The following is a 22,591-nucleotide window of genomic DNA, read 5'->3' as shown; positions in this document are numbered from 1 at the left end:
CCGGTGTCCGCGGCGGCGGTGCCAGCGTCCGCGGCGGCGGTGCCAGCGTCCGCAGCGGCGGTGCCGGTGTAGGCCGCGACGATGCCGCCGACGATGGCGCTGGTGGTGTCGATGTCGCCGTCCGCGGCGATGCAGGTGGTGATCGCGGCGGGATAGTGGGCGAGATGGGTTGCGGCGACCCAGAGGGTGAACGGCACGGTGTTCTGTGCGGTGACCCGGGATCCGTTGCCGAGCTCGGCGACCGCCTGCTCGAGGTTCGCGTCGAGCAGCGCGCGGGCGCGGCGGACCTGCCGGGTGGTCTCGCCGTCGTCCAAATGGTCGAGGACGGCGGTGATGAACTCCGCTGGGGCAGGCCGGGTTCGGGTCAGTCGAGCGTGCGCGGCCTGCCCGGCCGCGAGCGCCACCGCCACCGCGCCGAGGACGCCCTCCGGATGCAGGTGTGTCACCTGCGCCGACCGGATCGCCTCGGCGACAATGCGTTTCGGATCGCCGGCGTAGCAGGCGCCCAGCGGCGCGACCCGCATGGCCGCGCCGTTGCCGCACGAACCCTGGCCGTCATAGGCGGCCCCGGCGGCCTCCCGCCACGGCACGCCCTGCTGGATCCGGCGCAACGTGCTCACCGCGAGGAAGCCGTAGTCGCGCCGCGGATCGAACCGGCGCGCGAACGCGACCGCCAGCCGGTCCTGGTCGATCTCCCCGTGCCCGCACAGCTGGGCGACCACCCCACAAGCCATTTCGGTGTCGTCGGTCCATCCCCACGGGCCGGCCGGGAGGTTGCCCGCGCGCAGGTCGGCGATCGATCGGCGCATGACCGGGAACTGCTGACCGAGCGAGTCCCCCACGGACAACCCGTCCAGCGAATCGAGCATCAGGTCGATGTGCATCGACCCGATATTAGGCCCTGTGTCGCGGCGGAACTTTGACACAGGGGCCTAGGCGATCACAGGCTGGGCGGCCCCTGGTTGATGCGGCGCATGATCGGGGCCAGCCGGTGCAGGGCGTCGGTGGTCATGAACTGCCGCTCGTCCCACCACGTCGCGCCGACCTCGGCGAGCGGGGCGATCACGTCACGGGCCCGGCCGGGGTCGGCGGGGCTGATGCCGCCGACGACGACCTCGAACGGCTTGTCCCGCTGGCCTTCCCGGTGCTCCTGCACATAGGCGACGAGTTCGCGCAACTGGTCGACGGGCGGCAGGTGACCGTGCCCAGCGCCCTCGAACAGCGGCACCACCCCATCCCAGCGGGCGGCGCGACGGAACGGCCTGCGGCGCGGCCAGAAGCCGCCGATCCAGACCGGCGGATGCGGGCGCTGGATCGTCGCGGGCAGCAGCGTTACGTCGCGGACCTGATAATGCTTGCCGTCGTGGTCGACCCGCTCGCCGGACCAGTAGCGCCGCAACAGTTCCAGTCCTTCGTCGAGGCGCTCGGCGAGCACGACCGGGTCGGTCGGCTCGCCGAAGCTGCCGAACTCGTCGGCGATCGGCCCGCCGAGGCCCGCGCTGAAGATGACCCGTCCGCCGCTGAGCGCGTCCAGGGTCGCGACCTGGCGGGCGAGCTGCTCCGGCCGCCGCCGCGCCACCGGGGTGACCAGTGCGCCCAGTTTCAGGCGCGAGGTCGCCAGCGCGGCGGCGGTCAGCAGCATCCACGGATCACCGAACGGTTGCCCTCGGCGCTCGGCCTTGTCGTGCACCATGTGGTCCCAGATGAACAGTGCGTCCCAGCCCGCCTGCTCCGCCGCCGAGGCCGCCATCGCCACCGTTCGCGCGTCGGCGAAGTCCCCGAAGTTCGGAATGTTGATCGAGAAGCGCATAGGGGAATAGTGCGGTGCCCGTGCGCGCCAGGCAAGCGGATTGTCCTCCGCGGCAACGGTAATCGCCCGCTACCAGGGCAAAGTCCCTGCCGCGTCGAAGTATCCGCCGGTCGGTCCGTCGGGGTTCAGCTGGGCCATCCGGACGATGATCTCGGCTCCCTGCTCGACGGTTTGAATTCCCTGGTGGCCGTTGAGGTCCGTGGCGGTGTAGCCGGGTTCGACCGCGTTGATCCGCATGGCCGGGAACGCCTTGGCGTACTGCACGGTGACCATGTTGACCGCGGCCTTCGACGCCGGGTACGCGACGCCCAGGTACGCGTACGCCGGCGTGCCCGGCGTGGTCACGTTGGTGAGCGAGGCCAGGCCGCTGCTGACGTTCACCACGACGGGCGCGGCGGATCGATCGAGGAGCGGCAGGAAGGCGCGGCTCACGCGGACGATGCCGAAGACGTTGGTGTCGAAGACTTCCCGCATCATGTCGGCGGTCACCGCCGCCGCGCCGATCTCGGCGGGGTCGCGGGTCTGCCCCTCGCGCCCGGCGATGCCCGCGTTGTTGATCAGAACGTCCAGGCCGCCGTCGCTGTCGATGATGGCCGCGGCCGCGGCGATGGACGCGTCGTCGGTGACGTCGAGGACGACCGAGCGGGCGCCCAAGTGCTCGGCGGCGCGACGACCGCGCTCGGCGTCCCGGCAGCCGAGGTACACGGTGTGGCCCGCTTCGACGAGGCGGCGGGCGGATTCGAAGCCGAGCCCCTTGTTGGCCCCGGTGATCAATGTCGTTGTCATGAGCTCAGATTCGCGCCGCCACCGGCGGACAGCCAGTCGTCCGCGCTTCCTGGGACTGCTGATACCAGGCTGTCCGGTGGGCGCGCGGGCAGACTGGACACCATGGCTACGACGGAGTTCGGGAAGGCGGTGCGGCGGTGGCGCGACCGGGTCGCGCCCGAGGCCGCCGGGCTGCCCGCCGGTGGGCAGCGACGCGCGCCGGGGCTGCGGCGAGAAGAGTTGTCGCAGTTGGCCGGCATCTCCGTCGACTATGTCACCCGGCTCGAGCAAGGTCGCGCGTCCAATCCGTCGGCCCAGGTGGTCGAGGCCTTGGCCAGAGCCCTGCGGTTGTCCTCGGTCGAGCGCGCCCACCTGTTCCGGCTGGCCGGGCTGGCGCTGCCCGATCCGGAGACGGTGCCCACCTACATCACCTCGAGCGTGCAGCGGGTGCTCGACCGGCTCACCGGCACGCCCGTCGCCGTCTACGACGCGTCCTGGACGCTGCTCCAGTTCAACCAGCCGTACGCGGCGCTCATGGGCGACCCGCCCGGACCGCACGACAAGAATCGCAACGGCGTATGGCGACACTTTCTCGGCACCGGCATCCCCGCCCGCCGCACCCCCGAGGCCACCCGCGCCCACGAGATATCCCTGGTCTCCGACCTGCGCTCCGCCGCGGCCCAGTACCCCGCCGACCGCCGCCTCCGCACCCTCATCGCGGAGCTGCGCGCCAACAGTCCCCGCTTCGCCGCGCTCTGGGACTCCGGCGCCGTCAGCCGGCGCGAACCCGCCCAGAAAACAATCCACCACCCCCGGGTCGGTCAGCTCACCATGGACTGCGATGTCCTCACCGTCGCAGGCAGCGACCTCCGCATCATGATCTACACAGCCGAACCCGGCACCCCCGACGCCGACCGACTAGCCCTCCTGACCGTTCTGGGCACCCAAACCCTCAGCGGCTGATCGCTTTCCCGCACGATGAACCGACCCGACATTCTCGAGCAGAGCCGACGGCGGACCGCCGAGGCGCACGATATCCTGGACAGGCTGCGACTCCTGCGACGGTGGCGCGCCTTCGGAACACCGGTCCTGGTCGGCGCGGTGGCCTACGAGCTGACCCTCGCGCCCGACATCGACCTCGAGATCTATTGCGACACACCGGATATTCGCGACGGTTTCAGCGTCCTGCGCGACTGCGCGGTGCTCGACGATGTACGCAGGGCGCGGTTCGGAAACCACCTGGATGATGCGGACGAGGGCCTGTACTGGCGACTCGACTACCGCGCGGGCGACGGCACCGACTGGAAGATCGACATGTGGGCGCTGCGCCGCGATCATCCCGGGCCGTGCGCCGCGCAACTCGTCGCGCCCTTGCGCGCCGCGCTGACACCGGCGGTCCGGGGCGCGATTCTCGAGCTGAAATACGGGGTGCGAACGGGGGCCGTACCGCGTGTCCCGTCGATCGATATCTATCGCGCCGTCATCGACGGCGGAGTCCGTTCCGGTGTCGAACTGACGGAGTGGCTGGCGGCTCATCCGCGCGACCACCTCACCTTCTGGATGCCCCGCTGACTCGATCCCCGAAACCTGTCGGTGGCGTCTGGCAGGGTGGGGGTCGATCAGAAAGTGCTGGTCATTGGGGTGTCGGGGTTTGCCGGTGGCTGGTGGTAGGCGGAGCCTGCCTGGCCGTGGTCGCGTCGGTGAGGTGGGAGGAAGCGCGAGGTGAACCATGGGCTGGACGGCGGCGGAGCGGGACGAGGCGGAGATTCGGGGGCTGATCGATAGGTGGGTCGGGGCGTTCCAGGACCGCGACGTGGCGGCGGCAATGGCGATTCACGCGCCGGACACGGTGTCGTTCGACATCGTCGCGCCCCTGCGCTACGTGGGCACGGACGCGTACCGCAAACCCTGGGAGGAGACCTTCGAAACGTTCGTGGGCCCGGTCTATTTCGAGATCCGCGAACTGGACATCACCATCGGCGCGGACGTCGCCTTCAGCCGCAGCCTCAACCGCATGATGGCCACCACCACCGAGGGACACGCCACCGACATCTGGCTCCGCTGGACCGCCTGCTTCCAGAAACGCGACGGCCACTGGCTCATCGTCCACGACCACACCTCGGTCCCCACCGACTTCACCACCGGAACGGCGGTCCTCGACCTGACCCCCTAGACCGCGCTTCGACGCCACTCGCAGAACACGGCTCAGCTCACTCACGCGGCCGGGCGCCTCGCAGCCGAATCCCGCTGAACCCCAGAGAACTACCGACCACGGCGTCCCAGAACCCCCAGAGGTTCGGCAGGATGCGCAGTTGAATCCCGGCCCGCTCGTGCAGCTCCAGCAGATCGCCAACCGGGTGCGGCCGGGCGAGCGGCTCGACGGGCACCGTCGCGACATGCGCGTGCGGCACCGGCTCGCCGAACGGCCGGAAGGGCGCGGCGGGCAGCCGATACGCGAACAGCGTGACCCCGCGCAGCGAGTCGAGCCAGCCGTACTCGATCGCGTGCACGCGCGCTCCCCCGCCCGGCCCGATGATCGCGGTGCGATCGGCGTCGGTGGTCGTGTCGGTCACCCAGGCCATGGCCCGCGGGCACGCGCGGGGGAACCAATAGTCCGGAGACCGTGCGCGATCCACGGCCCAGACGTAGGGCTCGGACTGCTTGGCGGTCGGCGCGACATGGGGCACGAAGCGGTCGATGGTCGGATCCTCGGAGAAATGCAGCACTTCGCCCGGCTCGGGGTACATGACACCTCGCTACCACAACCACGACGGGCGGGTTGCGGTGATAAGACGCGCGTTCGGCGTGGCGGGCGAAACGGGGGCGCGGCGTGGCGCGATGGGGCGGGTATGCGATCGGACCTCACGTGTGCGGAGCGGCGGCAGGCCGTGCGACGGCTGGTCGCCGTGTGTCACCTGATGAATCAGCTGGTCGAGCAGGCGGAGGGTGAGGCGTCGGAGGCGTTGATCGCGCAGGCGCACGCGACGCGTCGGCTCCTGCAGGACCTGGTGCTCGACATGGTCGCGGCCACCTACCCGAAATCCTGAGCGGTCGATATTGCTTCGGCGCGTCGACAATCCGAAGGGCCCGCCGGTCCGAACTTAGATGTGTAGGCATCGACGTTCCGAAAGATGAGGTCACCGTGGGCGCCCGTCGGCGAACTTCACCTGCGACAGCAGGATTCGCAGAGCGTTTGCACTGCTCGGATGACACCGTGCGGCTATCATTCGGTTAATCGTTCGGGGTACCGGGGGTCGGGTGGTAGCCGAGAGCGGCTCGGCGAGTCATGACAAGGCAGGGGTTGAGTGGCCACGATCGCGCAACTGAGGGCAATTCTGGCGGTGCTGCATATCGACCCCGGCGATATCGATGCCCTCGCGCACAACGACACCGCGGTCGAACGCGCCAAACTGGCCGCGCTGCTGCAACGGGTCTTCAGCAGCGAACTGCGCACCGCCGTCACCAACGCGCCCGACCAGGACGAGCTGGCCCGCCGCTGGACCGCGGCGAGCACCCAGCCCGCGCTCGACGGCGAAAACCCCACCGAACAGGCCCATTTCGACGCGCACTGGCTGCACAACCGCATCGACGCGCTCGCCCCGCGCGACACCTCCGACCAGGCCCCGGTGCTGCTCGACGCCGCCGCCCGCGCCGCCGAGGCCGCGCAGGTGCTGCTGTCGCTCAGCAGCGGAAACCCGCACGGCGACGGCACCGAACCGCTCTGGCAGACCGCGCTCGACGATCTGGCGTCCGCCTTCCACCTGATCAACGACGAGCACAACTCGATAACCCAGCCCATCGAGTAAGGCGGGAAAAAATTCCAAGCGGGAATAGCTGCGCCCCGGCTACGTTCGTCCATGGTGGTTAGTCGGACAAACGAAAGGGGCCGCGCGCGTGGCAACCGAGACAGTGGCCTCGTCGGTCGGGCTCAGGTCGGAGCGCGGAGCCATCCTCGGCGCGCTGATGCTCTCCACCGGTCTGGTGGCATTGGATTCGACCATCATCGCCACCGCGGTGCTGACGATCACCAGCACCCTCGGCGGATTCGCGCAGTTCCCGTGGCTGTTCTCCATCTATTTGCTCGCGCAGGCGGTGACCGTCCCGATCTACGGCAAGCTCGCCGACACGGTCGGGCGCAAGCCGGTGCTCATGTTCGGCATCGCGGCGTTCGCGCTCGGCTCGCTGCTGTGCGGGCTGGCGACGAGCATGCTCGGGCTCATCATCTTCCGCGCGGTGCAGGGCATCGGCGCGGGCGCGATCCAGCCGATGACGATGACCATCGCGAGCGACCTCTACAACCTCACCGAGCGGGCCAAGGTGCAGGGCTACCTGGCCAGCGTGTGGGCCATGTCCTCGGTGGCGGGCCCGCTGCTCGGCGGCGTCTTCGCCGACTACCTCAGCTGGCGCTGGATCTTCCTGATCAACCTGCCGCTGTCGGCGCTGGCCGCGTGGATGCTGCTGCGCAAGTTCACCGAGGTCGCGCCGCGACGCAAGCAACGGGTGGACTACCTCGGCGCGGCCCTGCTGACCGTCGGCGCGGGCGCGCTGATCCTCGGCCTGCTCGAGGGCGGGCAGGCGTGGGCCTGGAACTCGCCGGCCAGCCTCGGCATCTTCGGCGGCGGCGGCGTGCTGCTGGTGCTGTTCGGCCTGGTCGAGCGGCGGGCGGCGAATCCCATTCTGCCGCTGTGGGTTTTCACCCGCCGGGTGGTCATCTCGAGCAGCCTGGTCTCGGTGCTGGTCGGCGCGATCCTGGTCGGCCTGACCTCCTACGTCCCCACGTTCACGCAGGGCGTGCTCGGCACCGGCGCGCTCGTCGCCGGACTCACCGTCGGCGCGCTCACCCTCGGCTGGCCGATCGCCGCCTCGCAGGCGGGAAAGGTGTACCTGCGCATCGGATTCCGGTCGACCGCGCTGATCGGCAGCGGCCTCGCCACCCTCGGCGCCCTGACCACCCTGCTCATCGACGAGGACTCGACGCTGTGGCAGGTCGCGGCGTCGTGTTTCGTGATGGGCATCGGCATGGGCCTGGTCGCCACGCCCACCCTCATCGCGGCGCAGACCAGCGCGGACTGGACCGAGCGCGGCGTGGTCACCTCGGCCAATATGTTCGCCCGCTCGATCGGCAGCGCCGTCGGCGTCGCGGTCTTCGGCGCGATCGTGAACGCGCGCGTCGGCGACACCGACCACCCGGTTCCGTCGGTGCTGTCCTCCGCCGTGCATCTGGTCTTCGTCACGGTGGCGGTGATGGCGGCCGTGATGGTGCTCGCCTCGGCCTGGATGCCGAGCCGGAAGGCCACTGCCTGACCGCCGGTCGGCGCCGTCACCGACGACGCGAGGCGGCAGGTAGCGTCGACGCGGCTGTCGCCACCGCGCCGTCAGCTCCGTTTGTATTGCCGCTCAGGTGAATTCGAACGTCGCGACGACCGGGGCGTGGTCGGACTCCGGGTACTTGCGGTCGGTGGCAAAATCGGCGGACTCGTCGTGCAGCAGCTCGTTGTGGATCTCGGTGCCGCGGTAGTTGGCGAGCAAATTGCGGGTGACCAGCAGATGGTCCAGCATCTGGCCGGTGCCGTGGTGGAACAGCGAGTAGCGAGCGGACTGCGGAATGGAGTTCTCCAGCGGCACGAGGACCCGCCCGGCCAGCGCGCCGTTGCCGGTGTCCTCGACGTCGCCGCGGATGGCGATCACCGGCACCTCGTCGGCCGTGGAGTTGAAGTCGCCCGCGACCACGATGCGCGCGTCCGCGTCCGCGTCGAGGAGCTGATCGACCAGCCGCCGGACCTCCACCGCCTGACTCATCCGCTTCATCGACGACAGGAACGAACCCTCGGCCGCCGCGCCCGAGTCGCGCCAGGTGTAGCGGTCGAGCTTCTGCCCGGCGATATCGGTGGGCAGCTTGGACTTCAGGTGCACGACGATCACGTGCAGCGGCGCGCCGAGCAGCTCGAGCTCGACGTGCAGGATCGGCCGCTCGATGGCGATCGGCTGCGGGTGCGCCGCAGGCGGATTCGCGGTCAGCACCTGGTAGACCGGCGCCGCGACCAGGTCGTTGAGCAGTTGGGCGCGCGCGACGACCGGCAGCGAGGTGACCACCGCGAGGTTGCGTTCGTCGAACACCTCGCCGTTGGCCTTCTCCGTCGACACGACGTTCCAGCCGGCCAGGGCCGTGCCCTGCAACAGGTCGGCCAGCGCGATGAGCGACCGCGGCTGGCCGGGGCGCTCCTGCCCGTTCACCTCCTGCAGGCACAGGACGTCGGCGCGGAGGCGGTTGATCTGGGGGCGCATGACCGCGATGCGGTCCGCGAGCGTCGGCTCATTGGGAGTGGGGTTCGGCGTCTCATCGAAGTTTTCGAGATTGAACGTCGCGATACGCAGTGCGACCATGGCACACATCCTCATCAGGCCCCGACCGTTTAAAACATCTCAATTGTCGACCTAGAGGCCCGCCCGAGGGTGCGTACTCGACTACCCGAAAATCCCCGTGCATTAATGATCTACGCGCGACCGGGTGATTCGGCGCTGCACGCCGGTCATTCTCGTGCCCTGTTCGTTCCCGTGTCGACCGCCCCGCCGCCACCCCGCTGATCGCCTTGCGCGTGCGGACGACGACCTCCGGGTGTGCGCCGCCACGAGTGAGGGTGCGTAAACCTCCGCGCTGGGGCTGCGCACATTTCGCGCGTGGCCCGCGCACCTCCGCGCTAGCCCGCGCACTTCCGCGCATAGCCCGCGCACACTCCGCGCGTGGCCCCCGCGCACCCTCGCGCAAGGCTCCCGCACACTTCCGCGCGTGGCCCGCGCCCACTTTCGCGCATAGCCCGCGCACTTCCGCGCGTGGCCAGCGCCAACCTCCGTGCCTGGCCCGCGCACACTCCCGCGCCTGGCCCGCGCACACTCCCGCGCGTGACCCGCGCACACCTCCGCGCGTGGCCCGCGCACATCCCGCGCATGGCCCGGTGCCAACCTCCGCGCATGGCCCGCGCACATCCCTGACGGCAAGACGCTGCGCTGCCAGGTGGACGGCGGCCACCGCGGCAAGCCGCTGCCTGGGCGCATGGCTCGCGCGCATCCCACGCACACTCCGCACGCGACCCGCGCACACTCCGCGCGTGACCCGCGCGCGCTTTCCACACGCGGGCCCTCAACCCCTACCGTCCAGCCGACTCCCGAGCGAGATCCGTTGCCCCGCCGCCTTTTCCGAGCCGGGTGAGCGCGAGATACCCGAGCGAGACCAGCACCGTCCACACCACGCCGACGACCACGGCGGTGCGGCCGCTGTCGGTGAAGAACAGCAGCACGACCACCAGCGCGAGGAACGCCAGCGCCAGCACGGTGGTGTACGGCGCGGCGGGCAGCCGGTAGTCGGCGGCCGGGAGCTCGCCGCGGGCGACCTTCGCGCGGTACATCAGGTGGCAGACCAGGATGATCCCCCACACGAAGATGATGCCGATGGTGCTCACCGAGGTGATGTAGGCGAACGCCTTGTCCGGGGAGATGATGTTGACGATCACGCCGATCACCATGGTGGCCGCCGACGCCGAGATGCCCACGTAGGGCACGTGCCGCGAGCTCAGCCGGTTGAGCGCGCCCGGGGCCTCCCCGTGCAGCGAGAGGGTGCGCAGCATGCGGCCGGTCGAGTAGATGCCCGAGTTGCACGACGAGAGCGCGGCGGTGAGCAGCACGAAGTTGATGATGCCCGCCGCACCCGGAATGCCGATCTGCTGGAACACCTCGACGAACGGGCTCTTGCCCGCGTGGAAGTTGCGCCAGCTGGACACGGACATGATCACCACGAGCGCGCCGACATAGAACAGGCCGATGCGGAACGGCAGCGTGTTGATCGCCTTGCGCAGCGTCTTGCGCGGCTCGCGCGCCTCGCCCGCGGTGACGCCGACCAGTTCGACGCCGACGTAGGCGAACAGCACGATCTGCAGCACCAGCAGCGACTGCCCGAAGCCGTTCGGGAACACGCCGCCGTCGGCCCACAGGTTGGTCACGGTGGGGTTGGCCGCGTGCCCGAAGCCGATGGTCAGCACGCCGATGCCGAGCAGGATCATGCCGATGATCGCGGTGACCTTGATGGCGGAGAACCAGAACTCGCCCTCACCGAACAGCCGCACCGAGATCAGGTTGGCCGCGAACATCACCGCGAGCACCACCAGCGCGGTGATCCACGGTTCGATGTCGAACCAGTACTGCACGTACTTGCCCGCCACGGTGATCTCGGCCATGCAGGTGGCCACCCACACCGCCCAGTACGACCACCCGGTCACGAAACCCGCGTAGCGGCCGAGGAATTCGTGCGCGTACTCGGCGAAGCTGCCCGACACGGGGCGGTAGGTGAGCAACTCCCCCAGCGCCCGCATGATCACGAAGATCGCCAGGCCTGCCGCCAGGTAGGCCAGGATCAACGCGGGTCCGGCCTGCTCGATCGCGCCGCCCGCGCCGTAGAACAGGCCGGTGCCGATGGCGCCGCCGATGGCGATCATCTGAATGGTGCGCGGGCTCAGTCCCCGCGCGTAGCCCTCCGAGTCGCCGCCGGTCGAATCCTGGGTTCCAGCGCCCGTTAAGTGACTGTCGGCGGCTGTCATAGTGCGGTCCTTCTCTCTAACGGCAAACGACGCGACGCCCGGGATCGTCGGTCGGTGACCCCGAACACATGACATGGGATCATCGCATGTTCCGGAGTCGATCGGCACGTCACGCTACCTGTCCGGACCGCGCCGATCACCTTTCGCATGGGAAAAGCGCAGATCAGCGGCGTAGGTACGGTACGTGGGCTTTCTCGCGCGGCCGACGAGAGGGGCCCTACTTCAGCCGGAAGCCGTGATTCTCCAGCGAGGCGCGCAGGCGATGCCGGCCGTTGAGGCTCGCGACCGAGCCGAGCCGATTCAGCACCCGCTCGGTCCACGAGTGCGCGAGTTGCTGCTCGGCGTAGAACTCGGCGATGCGGGTCTCGTACTCCGCGACGTGCGCCCGCTGGACCGCCAGGTCGTAGGTCTCGTGGTGCAGCACCGCGCCCTGTGGCAGACGAGGTTTCACCCTGGCGTCCTCGGCCGGGTCGGGGTGGCCGACGAGCAGCCCGAACACCGCGAACACCTGAGCGGGCAGATTCAGTTCCGCCGCAACGTTTTCCGGATGGTTGCGCAGCGCACCCAGGTACACCGTGCCGAGGCCGAGCGACTCCGCGGCCACCACGGCGTTCTGCGCGGCGAGGGCGGCGTCGATGAAGCCGACGTAACTGGACTCGAGGTAGTCGGCGCCCTCGAGCGGAGCGTCGTGGTCGTCGGCGAGCTGGCGCAGTCGGGCGAAATCGGCTGTCCAGACCAGCAATACGGGCGCCTGAAGGATGTGCGCCTGATCGCCCGCCAACGCCGCGAGCCGCGCCTTGCGCCGCGGGTCGCGCACCGCGACGACGCTCCACACCTGCAGATTCGAGGAGGTCGGCGCGGACTGGGCGGCCGAGATCAACAGTCGCAGTGTGTCATCCGAGACCGGGTCGGCGAGATAGCGCCGGACCGAACGATGCTCGTGCAGCACCCGCAGCACCTCGTTCCACTGGGCGGGTTCGGTAGGCTGAGGGTCGCGGTAACGCTGCCGCACGAGATGGGCCGGCGTCGGCACGGTCTGGGTCATGTCGCCATCCTCATCGGCGTCGGCGCGTTCGTCAGTGGTTGCCCGCACGGTGAGCCGAACGCCTGCCGGATTCCGCTCGAGATCAACTCGGAGTAGTGTCGGTAAGGTAACCCTAATTAACAGTAGTGGGAGGATTACCTATGGCCCGACCCCGCACCACCCTCACCGTGCAGCACACCGAGTGGCTCACCCCGCACCTCATCCGGGTGCACCTCGGCGGCCCCGGCTTCGCCGCGTTCCAGGCCAACGAATTCACCGACGCCTACGTCAAGTTCATCTTCGAGCGCGACGGCATCGACGTGCTGCGCACCTACACCGTCCGCTCGATCGACCGCGAGGCGGGCAGCCTCGCGGCCGACTTCGTGTACCACGGCGCCGAGGGCATCGCGGGACCGTGGGCGGCCGAGGCGAAGCCGGGCGACACCATCGACCTGTTCGGCCCCGGCGGCGCCTACGCCCCGCGCGCCGACGCCGACTGGCACCTGCTGGCCGGCGACGAGGCGGCGCTGCCCGCCATCGCCGCCGCGCTCGAGGCGATGGACCCGGCGGCCGTAGGCTACGCGTTCGTCGAGGTCGCCGGCCCCGACGACGAACTCGCCCTGCACAAGCCCGACGGCGTCGAGCTGACCTGGCTGCACCGCGGCACCCGCGCGCCGGGCGAGGCGCTCGCGGAGAGCGTGCGCGACGCGCCGTGGAAAGACGGGCAGGTCCAGGTCTTCATCCACGGCGAGGCACAGGCCGTCATGCACGACATGCGCCGCTACGTGCGCCGGGAACGCGGGGTCAGCGCCGAGTGGGCGAACTCGATCTCCGGGTACTGGCGTCGCGGTCGCACCGAGGAGGGCTTCCGCGAGTGGAAGGCCGAGCTCAAGCAGAAGGAGACCGCGTCGGCGAGCAGCTGACAAGGGCCTAGGTCAGTCGGCCCACTGACTCGTCGCCAGGATGTCGTCCCACGTCATCTGTGGAATTTCGGGGTGGTGGGCACGGATGATCTCGCGGGCGAGGCTGCCGGGCGGGGCCTTCTCCGGGTTCACCAGCGCCTGGTTCTCGATGGCGGCGGTGAGGGATTGGCTGCCGCCCAGGCGGGGGTAGGCGGAGTGGACGAGGTCGGCGTAGCCGGGCGGCAGGTCCGTCGGCGCGCCGGCCACGTCGATGCCGATGCCCTCGACCGCGATCCACGTCTCGGGCGGGCGCCGGCGGCGCCAGACCGGCGATTCGAGGAATCCCGTGGTGTGCGCGGCGATCGCGTCCCAGATGGTGTCGGCCCTGGCGTCGGTGACGCCGTTCTCCTCGAGAAATCGGACCGCGGCGTCCGCGCCGTCGACCTCGAATCGCTGGTTGCCGCCCGCGTCCCGGGCGAGCCCGAGATCGTGCAGCACGCAGATGAGGTACATGGTCTCCGCGTTGTAGTCCACGCCGGGCCGCAGCCCGTGGCGCTCGCCGACCGCGAGGCCGAAGTGGTAACCGCGCAGACTGTGGTTGCGCAGGGCGACATCGAGGCAACCGTTGATCAACTCAGTTGCCTTGTCGGCCAATGGAGTCGAGGGAACGGGCAGCGCCTTCGCTTGGGCCGCGACGGAAGTCTGCGCGAGGGCGAGAGCGGTTCCGGCGATTCCCACCCCGATCGCGGCACGACGGGACAACGGCATGACTGAACTCCTTCGGTCGAACGGCGTGATGTGCGGGGAACGAAATCAGAGCGCCGAGGCGCGGAATCGCCCGCGGTAATCGCTCGGCGTCGTGCCGAGTACCTCCAGAAACGTGCGGCGCATGGTCTCCTCGGACCCGAAACCGCTGTGCCGGGCGATGGCGGCCACCAGATCGTCGGTCGTCTCGAGCATCGCCTGCGCGGCCTCGACCCGGGCCTGCTTGACGTACTGCGCCGGGGTCACCCCCATCTCCTGGCGAAACAGCCTGCTCAGGTGCCGCTCGCTCAGCGAGGCCCGCTCGGCCATCGCGGCCAGGCTGTGATCGGCGGCGAGGTCGGCGGTCACCGATTCGACGGCCGTGCGCAGACTCTTGTTGCGCGGCTGCCCGATTCGGGCGCGCTGGCTGAACTGCGCCTGCCCGCCGGGGCGCCGCAGGAACACCACGAGGTGCTTGGCGATCGAACGCGCCGACTCGATGCCGTGATCCTCCTCCACCAGCGCGAGCGCCAGATCGATCCCCGCGGTGACGCCCGCGGACGTGAGCACCTGCCCGTCGCGCACGCAGATGGCGTCCGGGTCGACCTCGATGCGCGGAAAGCGCTGCGCCAGTTGATCACACGCCAGCCAGTGCGTCGTCGCGCGGCGGCCGTCCAGCAGGCCCGCCTCGGCCAGGACCAGTGCCCCCGTGCACACCGAGGCCACCCGCCGCGCACCGGCACCCGCGACCCGCACCACCTCGACGAGATCGGCCGGCACCGGCAGCTCCGGCGGATACCCGGGGACGAGCAGCGTGTCGATCGAGCCCGTCAGGTCGCCGACGGCGGCGGAGACGGCCAGCGGCAGGCCGACATCGGTGCACACGTCTTTGCCGTCCGGCGACGCGAACCGCACCCGCCGCCCCGCCCAGTGCAGCACCTGCGCCGGCCCCGCCACATCCAGCAGCAACACCCCCTCGGACACCGCGACAACAACCTCGCCCGTCGACTCCATGCTCCCAGTCTCGAACACCCCCGAAATGTCCACAAGGACACCCAACCCACAGTTCAGGACATCGACGCGACAACGCCCCGGACAAGACTTGTCCGGGGCGTCGATCGCGCGCGCCTACTGCTTCGGTGCGCGCAGAGCCTCCTCGACGAACTGCGTGGTGTAGGTCTTCGACAGGTCGATGCGCTCGCGCACCGGCGCCACGTTGCGCGAGTACTTGCCGAGAATGTTCAGAACGTTCTGCGCCCCTTCGGGTTTCATCAGTCCGTCGCCGTTGAACATGCCGATCGAGTCGCGGATGGACTGGACGTAGAGGTCCTTGCCCGCGCTCGCGTACTGCGGCGGCATCTTGGCGGCGATCTCCTCCGGCGTGTGCGCCTTGATCCACTTCAGGGTCTGCACGAACGCGGCGGCGAGCTTGCGCACGATGTCCGGGTGGGCATCGATGGTGGCGCAATTCATGTACAGCGACGTGGCCGGGTACAGCCCGCCGAGCGCGGCGCGGGTGCCCGCCTCGGTGCGCATGTCCACCAGGATCTGCGCCTCGCCGGAGTTCACCATCTGCGCGACGGTCGGGTCGGTGGTCATGCCCGCGTCGATGCCGTTGTGGTTCATACCAGCGATAAAGGTTTGTCCCGCACCGACTTTCACGCGGGTGTAGTCCTTGGTGGTCATGCCCTGCTGGCCGGTGAGCGCCTGGGTGAGGAAGTCGGTCGACGAGCCGAGCGAGGTGACGCCCAGGTTCTTGCCGCGCAGATCGGCCGTCGAGGTGATGGTCGCGGCGTCCTGCTTGGACACCAACTCCACCTCGCCGGGCACATCGGAGAACTGCACCACCGAGCGGATGCACTGCTCCTTGGCCTGCAGGTCGATGGTGTGGTCGTAGAACCCCACCACGCCCTGCACGTCGCCGGTGAGCAGCGCGGTCTCGGCATTGGCGCCGGACTGCTCGCCGAGCAGCTTCACGTCGATGTCGTTGCTGTCGAAGAAGCCGAGCTGCTTGGTCAGCATCGCGGGCAGGTAGATCACCTTCTCCAGCCCGCCGACCATGATGGTGATCTGCGGCCGCCCGTTCACCGTCGGAATATGGCGCGAATCCCGGCATCCGGTGGCCAGCAGTAGCGCCGCCACCGCCACGACGACGATCGTCACATGCTTGCGGTATCTCATGCTCAGATCCCGTGGCCCGAGTTGGCCTGCGACGGACGCCATTTCAGCAATTTGCTCTCGGCGAAGCCGATCGCCCACTCGGCGAGCAGCGCGATCACCGTGATGATGATCATGCCCGCGTAGATGCCCGCCGAGTCGAACGTGCCCTGGGCGTTGCTGATGAGCAGGCCCAAACCCTTACTGGCGCCGGCGTATTCGCCGACCACCGCGCCGATCAGGGCGAAGCCGAACGCGGTGTGCAGACTGGACAGGATCCAGGTGGTCGCGCTCGGCAGCACGATCGCGGTGAGTACCTGGCGCTTGCCCGCGCCGAGGATGCGCGCGTTGTTGATGACGTTGCCGTCCACCTCCCGCGCGCCGGTGAACGCGTTGAAGAACACCGCGAAGAACACCAGCACGACCACCGTCGCGACCTTCGAGCTGAGCCCGAGGCCGAACCAGATGATGAACAGCGCGGCGAGCACGATGCGCGGAACCGCGTTGAGCGCCTTGATGAACGGCGCGAGCACGTCGGCCCAGTACCGGCTGCGCCCGAGCAGCGTGCCGAGCACGACGCCGGCGACTGCGCCGATCAGGAAGCCGAGCACGGCCTCCTCGACGGTGGTGAAGATCTGCAGCCAGATCGAGCCGAACTGCGTTCCCTCGCTGAACCATTCGACCAGCCGGTCCCAGATGAGCGACGGCTTGGAGTAGAAGAACGGGTCGATCCACAGCGTGGCGGTGAGCTCCCAGGAGCCGAGCCACAGTGCCACTAGGGCCAATCGCAGGCCCCAGGTGCGAATGCGCGAGCGCCGGGCGTTGGTGCGCACCCGCGCGAGGATCTGCTCCTCGGTCTCGTTCTCCGGCACCGGCGTTGCGGCCGAACCTTTTTCGAGCAGGTTATGCGACACGGGAGGCTCCCTTCGTTCGAGCCGCCTCGACCTGGTCGCGCAGCGTTTCCCAAATTTCCTTGTAGATATTGCGGAACTCGGTCGTGAGCCGCACCTCCTCGACGTCGCGCGGGCGGTCCAGCGCGACGGGGAAGTTGCCGCACACCGTCGCCGGGCTCGCCGTCATGACGACGACCCGGTCGGCGAGCACGATCGCCTCCTCCAGGTCATGGGTGACGAAAATGACGGCAGCGTTGGTACCCGCCCACACCCGCAACAATTCGTCCTGCATCAGCTGGCGCGTCTGCACGTCGAGCGCGCTGAACGGCTCGTCCATCAGCAGGATCTCCGGATCGTTCACCAGCGTCTGCGCCAGCGCGACACGCTTGCGCATGCCGCCGGAGAGCTGATGCGGGTAGTAGCTCTCGAACCCCGCGAGGCCGACCTTGTGCACCCACACCGAAGCCTTCTCGCGCGCTTCGCTTTTCGACGCCCCGCGCAGGCGCGGGCCGAGCGCGACGTTGTCCAGCACCGACTTCCACGGCAGCACGGCGTCCTGCTGGAACATGTAGCCGATGCCGTCCGGGATGCCCGCGACGTCCTTGCCGCGCACCAGCGTTCGCCCGGCCGAGGCGGGCTCGAGGCCGGAGACCAGGGACAGGGTGGTCGACTTGCCGCAGCCGGTCGGGCCGACCACCGCGACGAATTCGCCGGGTCGGACCTCCAGGTCCAGGTTCTTGACGGCGGTGTGGATGCCGCCGCCGGTGCCGGGGAAGCGCTTCGTCGCGCTCCGCAGCTCGATGAGTGGGTCGTTCATGGTGTAGCTCCTGCGAGATCGAGGTAGAGCGAACGTACGTGTCCCCGGTCACACCGCGGAGCTTGTGCGCACAAGCCGTGCAAAGTGCCGATTCGCAGGTTCTGCGCATTCTGCTCACGCCTCGTGCGGTGGTCTATGCTGCGCCAATGGCCACTGAGGGCGCGCCGGCCGTGCGGTTGAGGACTCAAGTTCTGCTGTTGCAGATCATGGTGGTCGCCCTGACCCTCGGCGTCGCCTTCGCCGTCTTCGGCTACCTCACCGACCAGCGGCTGCGCGACGGGTACGGCCAGCGCGCGCTCGCCATCGCGCGCACGGTCGCGGCCGAGCCGGTGGTCCGCGACGAGGTGGCGCGCTACGCGCCCGGCGCGATCGGCGACGACCCGCGGCTGCGCGAACGGCTCGCCGCCGGGCCGCTCGAGCGGATCGCCATCGACACCACCCAGCGCACCGACGCGCTGTTCGTGGTGATCACCGACGACTCCGGGATCCGGCTGGCGCATCCGGACGCGGCGCGGCTCACCGAGCATGTGAGCACCGATCCGTCGGGGGCGCTGGCCGGGCGCGAGGTGATCGCCGAGGAGCGCGGCACGCTCGGCGACTCGGTGCGCGCGAAAGTCCCTGTCCTGGAACCCGGTTCGGATCGCGTCGTCGGCGCGGTGAGCGTGGGTATCTCCACCGACGCGGTGCGGGACCAGTTGCTCGACGACCTACGGACCGCAGGCCTGCTGGTCGGCGCCGCGCTGCTGGTCGGGATCGCCGGATCCATGCTGCTGGCCAGGCGCTGGCGCGGCCTGACCCTCGGGCTCGAGCCGGCCGAGCTCGCCGAACTGGTGCGCGGGCAGGCGGCGGTGCTGCACGGCATCGGCCGCGGCGTGCTCGCCGTCGACTCCTCGTGGCGCACAACGTTCGTCAACGACGAGGCGCGCAGGCTGCTCGGCATCGAGGCCGATATCGGGCGGCCGGTGGACGAGATCGGGTTGACGCCGCGGGTGCTCGAGGTGTTCCGCGGGCTCGACGAGCAACCCGCCTCGGCGACGGTCGGGTCGCACATCGTCGTCGTCGCCGCGCGGCCCGTGCGCCGGGACCGGCGCGATCTCGGCGCGGTGCTGACCGTGCGCGACCGCACCGACGTCGAGGCGCTGACCAGGCAGCTCGACGCCGTGCAGTCGATGAGCACGGTCCTGCGCGCGCAGCGCCACGAGTTCTCCAACAAGATGCATCTGATCAGCGGGCTGCTGCACGGCGGGCGCACCGAGGAGGCGTCGCGCTCGATCGACGAGATGATCGGCGCGGGTCCGCTCGGGGCCGCCGCCCCCGGCATCGACGCCATCCACGACGCCTATCTCCAGGCGTTCCTCGCGGCCAAGGCGGCGCACGCGCGGGAGGGCGGCGTCGAGCTGATCCTCGGGCCGAACACCTGGGTGGACGGCAGCCTCGTCGACCCCGTGGACGTGACGACCGTGCTCGGCAACCTGCTCGACAACGCGATCGAGGCGGTGCGCGCCTCGGACAACCCGGTCAAGCAGGTGGAAGTCGAACTGGTGCAGGAGGATTCGACCTTGCACATCGCGGTGGCCGACAGCGGCGACGGCGTCGCGCCCGAGCTCATCGATGTGCTGTTCACCGAGGGCAGCTCGACCCGCGACGGCGCCGACGTGCCCGGCGGGCGCGGCGTCGGCCTGGCGCTGATCCGCCAGATCGCCCGCAACCACGGCGGCGACGTGCGGCTGGCGAGCGCGCGCGGCGACACTCCCCCGCTCACCGGCGCCGAATTCCACGCCCGCATTCCCGAAGTGCTCGTAGACAGCAAGGTGTCATGGCTTCATCAGATCTGACCGTTCTCGTCGTCGACGACGACTTCCGCGTGGCCAACCTGCATGCCGGAATCGTCGACTCCATCGCAGGTTTCGCCGTCGCCGGCACCGCCAACACCCTCGCCGCCGCCCGCGACATCCTCGCGGCGGGCCCGGTCGACCTCGCACTCGTCGACGTCTACCTGCCCGACGGCTCCGGCGTCGACTTCGTGCGCGAATTACGCTGCGACGCCATGGTTCTCACCGCCTCCACCGACAGCGGCACCGTCCGCGCCGCCCTCGCCGCCGGCGCGCTCGCCTTTCTCGTCAAACCCTTCCCGCACACCGAACTCGCCGCCCGCCTGGCCGCCTACGCCCGCTACCGCCGCATCCTCAGCGCCCCGCAGGTCGACAACGCCCGCGTCGACGCCGCCATCCAGGCCCTGCGCCCCGCCACCCACACCAGCACCGCCCCCACCGTCGCATCCCCCACCAAAGACCTTGTCCTGCACTCGATCCTGGAGGCAGGCACTCCCCTCTCCGCCGCCGAGGTGGCCACCGCCATCGGCATCTCCCGCGCCACCGCCCAGCGCTACCTCGCCACCCTGGTAGCCACCGGCACCCTCCGCATGAGCCTGCGCTACGGCAGCACCGGCCGCCCCGAACAGGAGTACTCGGCCACCAGCCGACCCGCGAAGTCCGAGCGTTGATCGGCCCGTCAGCTCCCCGCGCCCATGACCGTCCGGGCGCACCACCATGCATCGTTTCGAAGCGCGGCATGCGGCCGATAGCTGGCGGACGTTCCCGCCGAGGCTCCCCACGACACTGGGCGAACAGCTCCGTGCACCTGATCACACCTCGCCGACTCGAGGTCAGGGAGTAGCGCGGGCCCTGTTCCGGGCGATCTCCTCGTGGTGTTCGGTGGTCCATTCGATCAGCCCGGTGACGATATCGAGCAACCCGCGGCCCAGCGGGGTGAGGGCATACTCCACGCGCGGCGGGACCTCCGGATAGGAAGTTCGGGTGAGGAGTCCGTCCTGGCGGAGCTGCCCCAGGGTGAGCGTCAACATCCGCTGCGAGATACCGGTGGTCGCGTGCTGCAGATCGGTATAGCGCAGGGGGCCGTTTTCCAGTACCGCGATCACCAGCAGGCTCCACTTGTCCCCGACCCGGTCGAGAACCTGACGGATGGAACCGACCTGATCCGCCCGCAGACCGGCACAGGGCCCGATCTCGGCGATTCGCAGTGAATCGGGCTTGTCCTGCATAACGCACATTTTCCTCTGCGACGGACACGAATGTGCCTTTTGTACGGGCCTCCATCATGGCCCAGGCTGGGATCATGTCGAAAGTCATCGCAGTACTCGGCGCCGGTTCCGGACTCGGCGCGGCGGTCGCGCACCGTTTCGGGCGCGAGGGTTTCCGGGTCGCGCTGGTCGCGCGCCGGAAGGATCGGCTCGAAGCCCTGGCCGAACGCCTGGCCGCGGCCGGCATCGAAACAGCCGTTTTCAGCGCCGATCTCGCCGAACCGGGACAGATCCCCGGTGTGATCGCGGCCATCGGCGACCGATTCGGCCGCATCGATGTCGTCGAATACGGGCCGATCGATCCCGGCCATACCTTCACTCCCGCAGCCGAACTCGACGCCACAATCCTCCAACCCCTGATCCCGCTGCTTTTGCTCGGCCCCATCGAGGTGGTCCGCGCGCTGCTGCCCCAGTGGACCGAACGCGGCGACGGCGCGCTGCTACTGACCCATGGCTACTCGGCCGTAGAGCCACTGCCTTACCTCAGCGGTGTCGGACCGGTCATGGCCGCGGCCCGCAACTACGCGTACTCGCTCCACGGCGAACTGGCCGGCCTCGGCATCTACGTGGGCACTTTGGCGATCGCCGCCTACATAGTCCGTAGCGAGATCGCTGAATCAGCGGTTGCCACAGCGGAATCAGCTCTGCCCGTAGTAGATCCCGACGACCTCGCCGAGCACTACTGGAACATGTACATCACCCGCGACCGGATCGAGCAGATCCACCCCGAGAACCCCGGCATCCACCCCGCCGCCCAGCCGACAGCCATCGACGCCCCGTAGATCCGCAAGAGTGGTTTCGATCATCGCACGACCGAAACCAGCTGTCTCACACCGTTGACCGGCCGTTCGGTGTGGATCGGCTGCCGATGAGGTCACAGATGGCGGGAAAAGCGGGTTTGGGCGTGTAGTCGTCGCGCAAAAGTCCGAATCGGCTGGTCCACTCCCCATCGCTGCGCCCATCTCGCAGCCCGAAGAATTCATATGCCGTGATGCCGAGATCGGCGTCGAAGACGGCGTTGGCCACGGTCTCCAGGACGACGCGCTGAGTTTCTTCCCCCCGATCGGCGCCGGTCGGCCACCCGGTTTCGGTGATGTGAATCGGCGTGCTCGCAGGGACACCGGCATCTGTGGTGACGGAACGAAAACGCTCGAGTAGGTAGCCGACAGATCCTGCCAGCTGATCGTGTGGAATGCGGTGGAACACATCAGGAAAAGCGTCCAGACCGATGTAGTCGAGCGCGGCGAGGCGTGTCGCGCCGACTGCGTCGGCCATTCGCTGCCAAAAGACCGGGTCGGCCATACCTGCCGAGTTCACCCCGATCTCGACGGCGACGCCGAGCCGCTCGCGTTCCTCGAGTGCGGCGGCGATGCCGGCCGCGATGGCGTCGAAGCATCCCGGGCTGCCGCCGTCCTGCGGTGCGGGCATGTTCAACTCCTCGCCGACTTGCACTTTGCCACCGCCCCATCCGGCGACATCACGAACAGCTTCCCGAACGAACTCGGCGAAACCGCTCGGGTCGGGCTCCGGGCTCTGATAGCACGCGACCAGGTCGATCAGGCGTCCGTTGCCCGCGTACCACTCCGGGCGCGCGGGAGTCCGAGAGATCCCTGGCCACCTCTGCATCCCGACTCCGAAGTGGCGATAGCAGCGCACATAGAAGGCGGACGCGTCACCTTGTAACTCCCGCAGCGCCGCCAGGGTGGATGCGGGGTCTTCCGGTGGGCAGTCGAAAGGCCGGAAGTCGACAAGGTCGGCCGCGACGACGCCGACGCTCCTGGAGCGCCTCAC

24 protein-coding genes are annotated in these 22,591 nt (G+C 69.3%); 10 read left to right on the top strand and 14 right to left on the bottom strand.

Features of this window, described 5'->3' with window-relative positions; genetic code table 11:
* From ON39_RS14545 to ON39_RS14535, 3 genes are all read right to left on the bottom strand, one after another.
* On the bottom strand, positions 1 to 884 hold an 884-nt coding region (locus ON39_RS14545), incomplete at its 3' end, for an ADP-ribosylglycohydrolase family protein (RefSeq protein WP_255219268.1).
* Positions 885 to 940: 56 nt separating this feature from the next.
* Positions 941 to 1,810: an LLM class flavin-dependent oxidoreductase gene (locus tag ON39_RS14540; RefSeq protein ID WP_040734509.1), complete on the bottom strand. Its 870-nt coding sequence runs from the start codon at positions 1,808 to 1,810 to the stop codon at positions 941 to 943.
* Positions 1,811 to 1,879: 69 nt separating this feature from the next.
* Positions 1,880 to 2,596 (bottom strand): SDR family NAD(P)-dependent oxidoreductase, encoded by a 717-nt coding sequence (locus ON39_RS14535; RefSeq protein WP_040734508.1) that lies wholly within the window; start codon positions 2,594 to 2,596, stop codon positions 1,880 to 1,882.
* Positions 2,597 to 2,698: 102 nt separating this feature from the next.
* Between ON39_RS14535 and ON39_RS14530 the strand changes: the two genes are divergently transcribed.
* From ON39_RS14530 to ON39_RS14520, 3 genes are all read left to right on the top strand, one after another.
* Complete coding sequence (locus ON39_RS14530; protein ID WP_040734507.1) at positions 2,699 to 3,538, top strand: helix-turn-helix transcriptional regulator; 840 nt, start codon at positions 2,699 to 2,701, stop codon at positions 3,536 to 3,538.
* A 15-nt stretch (positions 3,539 to 3,553) separates the two neighbouring features.
* Entirely contained in the window at positions 3,554 to 4,147 is a 594-nt protein-coding gene (locus ON39_RS14525; protein ID WP_040734505.1) for a hypothetical protein, read from the top strand.
* Between the two features lie 157 nt (positions 4,148 to 4,304).
* On the top strand, positions 4,305 to 4,748 hold the full coding sequence (locus tag ON39_RS14520) for a YybH family protein (RefSeq protein WP_040734503.1): 444 nt from the start codon (positions 4,305 to 4,307) through the stop codon (positions 4,746 to 4,748).
* Positions 4,749 to 4,785: 37 nt separating this feature from the next.
* Here the strand turns inward: ON39_RS14520 and ON39_RS14515 are convergent, their stop codons facing one another.
* Positions 4,786 to 5,322 carry a DUF6886 family protein gene (locus tag ON39_RS14515; RefSeq protein ID WP_040734501.1) on the bottom strand — a complete coding sequence of 179 codons (537 nt, stop codon included), beginning with the start codon at positions 5,320 to 5,322 and terminating at the stop codon, positions 4,786 to 4,788.
* A 102-nt stretch (positions 5,323 to 5,424) separates the two neighbouring features.
* On the opposite strand from ON39_RS14515, the gene ON39_RS48780 reads away from it, so the two are divergent.
* The 3 genes from ON39_RS48780 (at position 5,425) to ON39_RS14505 (ending at position 7,879) form a co-directional block, all read left to right on the top strand.
* The gene (locus ON39_RS48780; protein ID WP_110293845.1) at positions 5,425 to 5,622 is read left to right on the top strand and encodes a hypothetical protein; all 198 of its coding nucleotides are present in this window, start codon (positions 5,425 to 5,427) and stop codon (positions 5,620 to 5,622) included.
* 258 nt (positions 5,623 to 5,880) lie between these two features.
* Complete coding sequence (locus ON39_RS14510) at positions 5,881 to 6,381, top strand: hypothetical protein (protein ID WP_040734499.1); 501 nt, start codon at positions 5,881 to 5,883, stop codon at positions 6,379 to 6,381.
* A gap of 88 nt (positions 6,382 to 6,469) precedes the next feature.
* The gene (locus ON39_RS14505) at positions 6,470 to 7,879 is read left to right on the top strand and encodes an MDR family MFS transporter (RefSeq protein WP_040734497.1); all 1,410 of its coding nucleotides are present in this window, start codon (positions 6,470 to 6,472) and stop codon (positions 7,877 to 7,879) included.
* Positions 7,880 to 7,972: 93 nt separating this feature from the next.
* Here ON39_RS14505 and ON39_RS14500 read toward each other — a convergent pair whose 3' ends face one another.
* From ON39_RS14500 to ON39_RS14490, 3 genes are all read right to left on the bottom strand, one after another.
* Positions 7,973 to 8,959, bottom strand: a complete 987-nt coding sequence (locus tag ON39_RS14500; RefSeq protein WP_040734496.1) for an endonuclease/exonuclease/phosphatase family protein — start codon at positions 8,957 to 8,959, stop codon at positions 7,973 to 7,975.
* A gap of 761 nt (positions 8,960 to 9,720) precedes the next feature.
* Complete coding sequence (locus ON39_RS14495) at positions 9,721 to 11,163, bottom strand: amino acid permease (protein ID WP_040734495.1); 1,443 nt, start codon at positions 11,161 to 11,163, stop codon at positions 9,721 to 9,723.
* 217 nt (positions 11,164 to 11,380) lie between these two features.
* Positions 11,381 to 12,208, bottom strand: a complete 828-nt coding sequence (locus tag ON39_RS14490) for an NADPH-dependent oxidoreductase (protein WP_040734494.1) — start codon at positions 12,206 to 12,208, stop codon at positions 11,381 to 11,383.
* 140 nt (positions 12,209 to 12,348) lie between these two features.
* Between ON39_RS14490 and ON39_RS14485 the strand changes: the two genes are divergently transcribed.
* Entirely contained in the window at positions 12,349 to 13,110 is a 762-nt protein-coding gene (locus ON39_RS14485) for a siderophore-interacting protein (RefSeq protein WP_040734493.1), read from the top strand.
* A gap of 12 nt (positions 13,111 to 13,122) precedes the next feature.
* Here the strand turns inward: ON39_RS14485 and ON39_RS14480 are convergent, their stop codons facing one another.
* The 5 genes from ON39_RS14480 to ON39_RS14460 all read right to left on the bottom strand — a co-directional run bounded on the left by ON39_RS14480 (position 13,123) and on the right by ON39_RS14460 (position 17,700).
* Entirely contained in the window at positions 13,123 to 13,857 is a 735-nt protein-coding gene (locus tag ON39_RS14480; RefSeq protein WP_040734492.1) for an HD domain-containing protein, read from the bottom strand.
* Between the two features lie 45 nt (positions 13,858 to 13,902).
* Complete coding sequence (locus ON39_RS14475) at positions 13,903 to 14,847, bottom strand: GlxA family transcriptional regulator (protein WP_040734489.1); 945 nt, start codon at positions 14,845 to 14,847, stop codon at positions 13,903 to 13,905.
* 114 nt (positions 14,848 to 14,961) lie between these two features.
* A complete protein-coding gene (locus ON39_RS14470; protein WP_040734487.1) occupies positions 14,962 to 16,014 on the bottom strand; it encodes an ABC transporter substrate-binding protein in 1,053 nt (350 codons plus the stop codon).
* Positions 16,015 to 16,016: 2 nt separating this feature from the next.
* Positions 16,017 to 16,904, bottom strand: coding sequence for an ABC transporter permease (locus ON39_RS14465; RefSeq protein ID WP_085998178.1), 888 nt, complete (start codon positions 16,902 to 16,904; stop codon positions 16,017 to 16,019).
* A complete protein-coding gene (locus ON39_RS14460; protein ID WP_040734485.1) occupies positions 16,894 to 17,700 on the bottom strand; it encodes an ABC transporter ATP-binding protein in 807 nt (268 codons plus the stop codon). The genes ON39_RS14465 and ON39_RS14460 overlap by 11 nt, the downstream gene beginning before the upstream one ends.
* Positions 17,701 to 17,846: 146 nt before the next feature.
* Here ON39_RS14460 and ON39_RS14455 point away from each other — a divergent pair, with 146 nt between their 5' ends.
* Together ON39_RS14455 and ON39_RS14450 are read left to right on the top strand one after the other, a co-directional pair.
* Positions 17,847 to 19,535 carry an ATP-binding protein gene (locus ON39_RS14455; RefSeq protein ID WP_174412525.1) on the top strand — a complete coding sequence of 563 codons (1,689 nt, stop codon included), beginning with the start codon at positions 17,847 to 17,849 and terminating at the stop codon, positions 19,533 to 19,535.
* The gene (locus tag ON39_RS14450; RefSeq protein ID WP_040734483.1) at positions 19,517 to 20,203 is read left to right on the top strand and encodes a response regulator transcription factor; all 687 of its coding nucleotides are present in this window, start codon (positions 19,517 to 19,519) and stop codon (positions 20,201 to 20,203) included. The genes ON39_RS14455 and ON39_RS14450 overlap by 19 nt, the downstream gene beginning before the upstream one ends.
* Before the next feature lie 162 nt (positions 20,204 to 20,365).
* On the opposite strand, the gene ON39_RS14445 is transcribed toward ON39_RS14450, so the two are convergent.
* On the bottom strand, positions 20,366 to 20,761 hold the full coding sequence (locus tag ON39_RS14445) for a winged helix-turn-helix transcriptional regulator (RefSeq protein WP_211336434.1): 396 nt from the start codon (positions 20,759 to 20,761) through the stop codon (positions 20,366 to 20,368).
* A gap of 74 nt (positions 20,762 to 20,835) precedes the next feature.
* Here ON39_RS14445 and ON39_RS14440 point away from each other — a divergent pair, with 74 nt between their 5' ends.
* Positions 20,836 to 21,582 (top strand): SDR family NAD(P)-dependent oxidoreductase, encoded by a 747-nt coding sequence (locus ON39_RS14440; protein WP_040734481.1) that lies wholly within the window; start codon positions 20,836 to 20,838, stop codon positions 21,580 to 21,582.
* Between the two features lie 46 nt (positions 21,583 to 21,628).
* Here ON39_RS14440 and ON39_RS14435 read toward each other — a convergent pair whose 3' ends face one another.
* The gene (locus ON39_RS14435; protein WP_040734479.1) at positions 21,629 to 22,591 is read right to left on the bottom strand and encodes a glycoside hydrolase family protein; all 963 of its coding nucleotides are present in this window, start codon (positions 22,589 to 22,591) and stop codon (positions 21,629 to 21,631) included.

The organism is Nocardia tenerifensis NBRC 101015 (assembly GCF_000308715.1).
GTDB classification, from domain to species: domain Bacteria; phylum Actinomycetota; class Actinomycetes; order Mycobacteriales; family Mycobacteriaceae; genus Nocardia; species Nocardia tenerifensis.
Note: the sequence above shows the minus strand (reverse complement) of the source record. Positions and strands in the feature narration are given on the sequence as shown.

Bases quoted from the DNA above. Each gene is read 5' to 3' on its own strand.
- ON39_RS14540 (WP_040734509.1), bottom strand. From the start codon at position 1,810: ATGCGCTTCTCGATCAACATTCCGAACTTCGGGGACTTCGCCGACGCG.
- ON39_RS14535 (WP_040734508.1), bottom strand. From the start codon at position 2,596: ATGACAACGACATTGATCACCGGGGCCAACAAGGGGCTCGGCTTCGAA.
- ON39_RS14530 (WP_040734507.1), top strand. From the start codon at position 2,699: ATGGCTACGACGGAGTTCGGGAAGGCGGTGCGGCGGTGGCGCGACCGG.
- ON39_RS14525 (WP_040734505.1), top strand. From the start codon at position 3,554: ATGAACCGACCCGACATTCTCGAGCAGAGCCGACGGCGGACCGCCGAG.
- ON39_RS14520 (WP_040734503.1), top strand. From the start codon at position 4,305: ATGGGCTGGACGGCGGCGGAGCGGGACGAGGCGGAGATTCGGGGGCTG.
- ON39_RS14515 (WP_040734501.1), bottom strand. From the start codon at position 5,322: ATGTACCCCGAGCCGGGCGAAGTGCTGCATTTCTCCGAGGATCCGACC.
- ON39_RS48780 (WP_110293845.1), top strand. From the start codon at position 5,425: ATGCGATCGGACCTCACGTGTGCGGAGCGGCGGCAGGCCGTGCGACGG.
- ON39_RS14500 (WP_040734496.1), bottom strand. From the start codon at position 8,959: ATGGTCGCACTGCGTATCGCGACGTTCAATCTCGAAAACTTCGATGAG.
- ON39_RS14495 (WP_040734495.1), bottom strand. From the start codon at position 11,163: ATGACAGCCGCCGACAGTCACTTAACGGGCGCTGGAACCCAGGATTCG.
- ON39_RS14490 (WP_040734494.1), bottom strand. From the start codon at position 12,208: ATGACCCAGACCGTGCCGACGCCGGCCCATCTCGTGCGGCAGCGTTAC.
- ON39_RS14485 (WP_040734493.1), top strand. From the start codon at position 12,349: ATGGCCCGACCCCGCACCACCCTCACCGTGCAGCACACCGAGTGGCTC.
- ON39_RS14480 (WP_040734492.1), bottom strand. From the start codon at position 13,857: ATGCCGTTGTCCCGTCGTGCCGCGATCGGGGTGGGAATCGCCGGAACC.
- ON39_RS14475 (WP_040734489.1), bottom strand. From the start codon at position 14,847: ATGGAGTCGACGGGCGAGGTTGTTGTCGCGGTGTCCGAGGGGGTGTTG.
- ON39_RS14470 (WP_040734487.1), bottom strand. From the start codon at position 16,014: ATGAGATACCGCAAGCATGTGACGATCGTCGTCGTGGCGGTGGCGGCG.
- ON39_RS14460 (WP_040734485.1), bottom strand. From the start codon at position 17,700: ATGAACGACCCACTCATCGAGCTGCGGAGCGCGACGAAGCGCTTCCCC.
- ON39_RS14455 (WP_174412525.1), top strand. From the start codon at position 17,847: ATGGCCACTGAGGGCGCGCCGGCCGTGCGGTTGAGGACTCAAGTTCTG.
- ON39_RS14450 (WP_040734483.1), top strand. From the start codon at position 19,517: ATGGCTTCATCAGATCTGACCGTTCTCGTCGTCGACGACGACTTCCGC.
- ON39_RS14445 (WP_211336434.1), bottom strand. From the start codon at position 20,761: ATGCAGGACAAGCCCGATTCACTGCGAATCGCCGAGATCGGGCCCTGT.
- ON39_RS14440 (WP_040734481.1), top strand. From the start codon at position 20,836: ATGTCGAAAGTCATCGCAGTACTCGGCGCCGGTTCCGGACTCGGCGCG.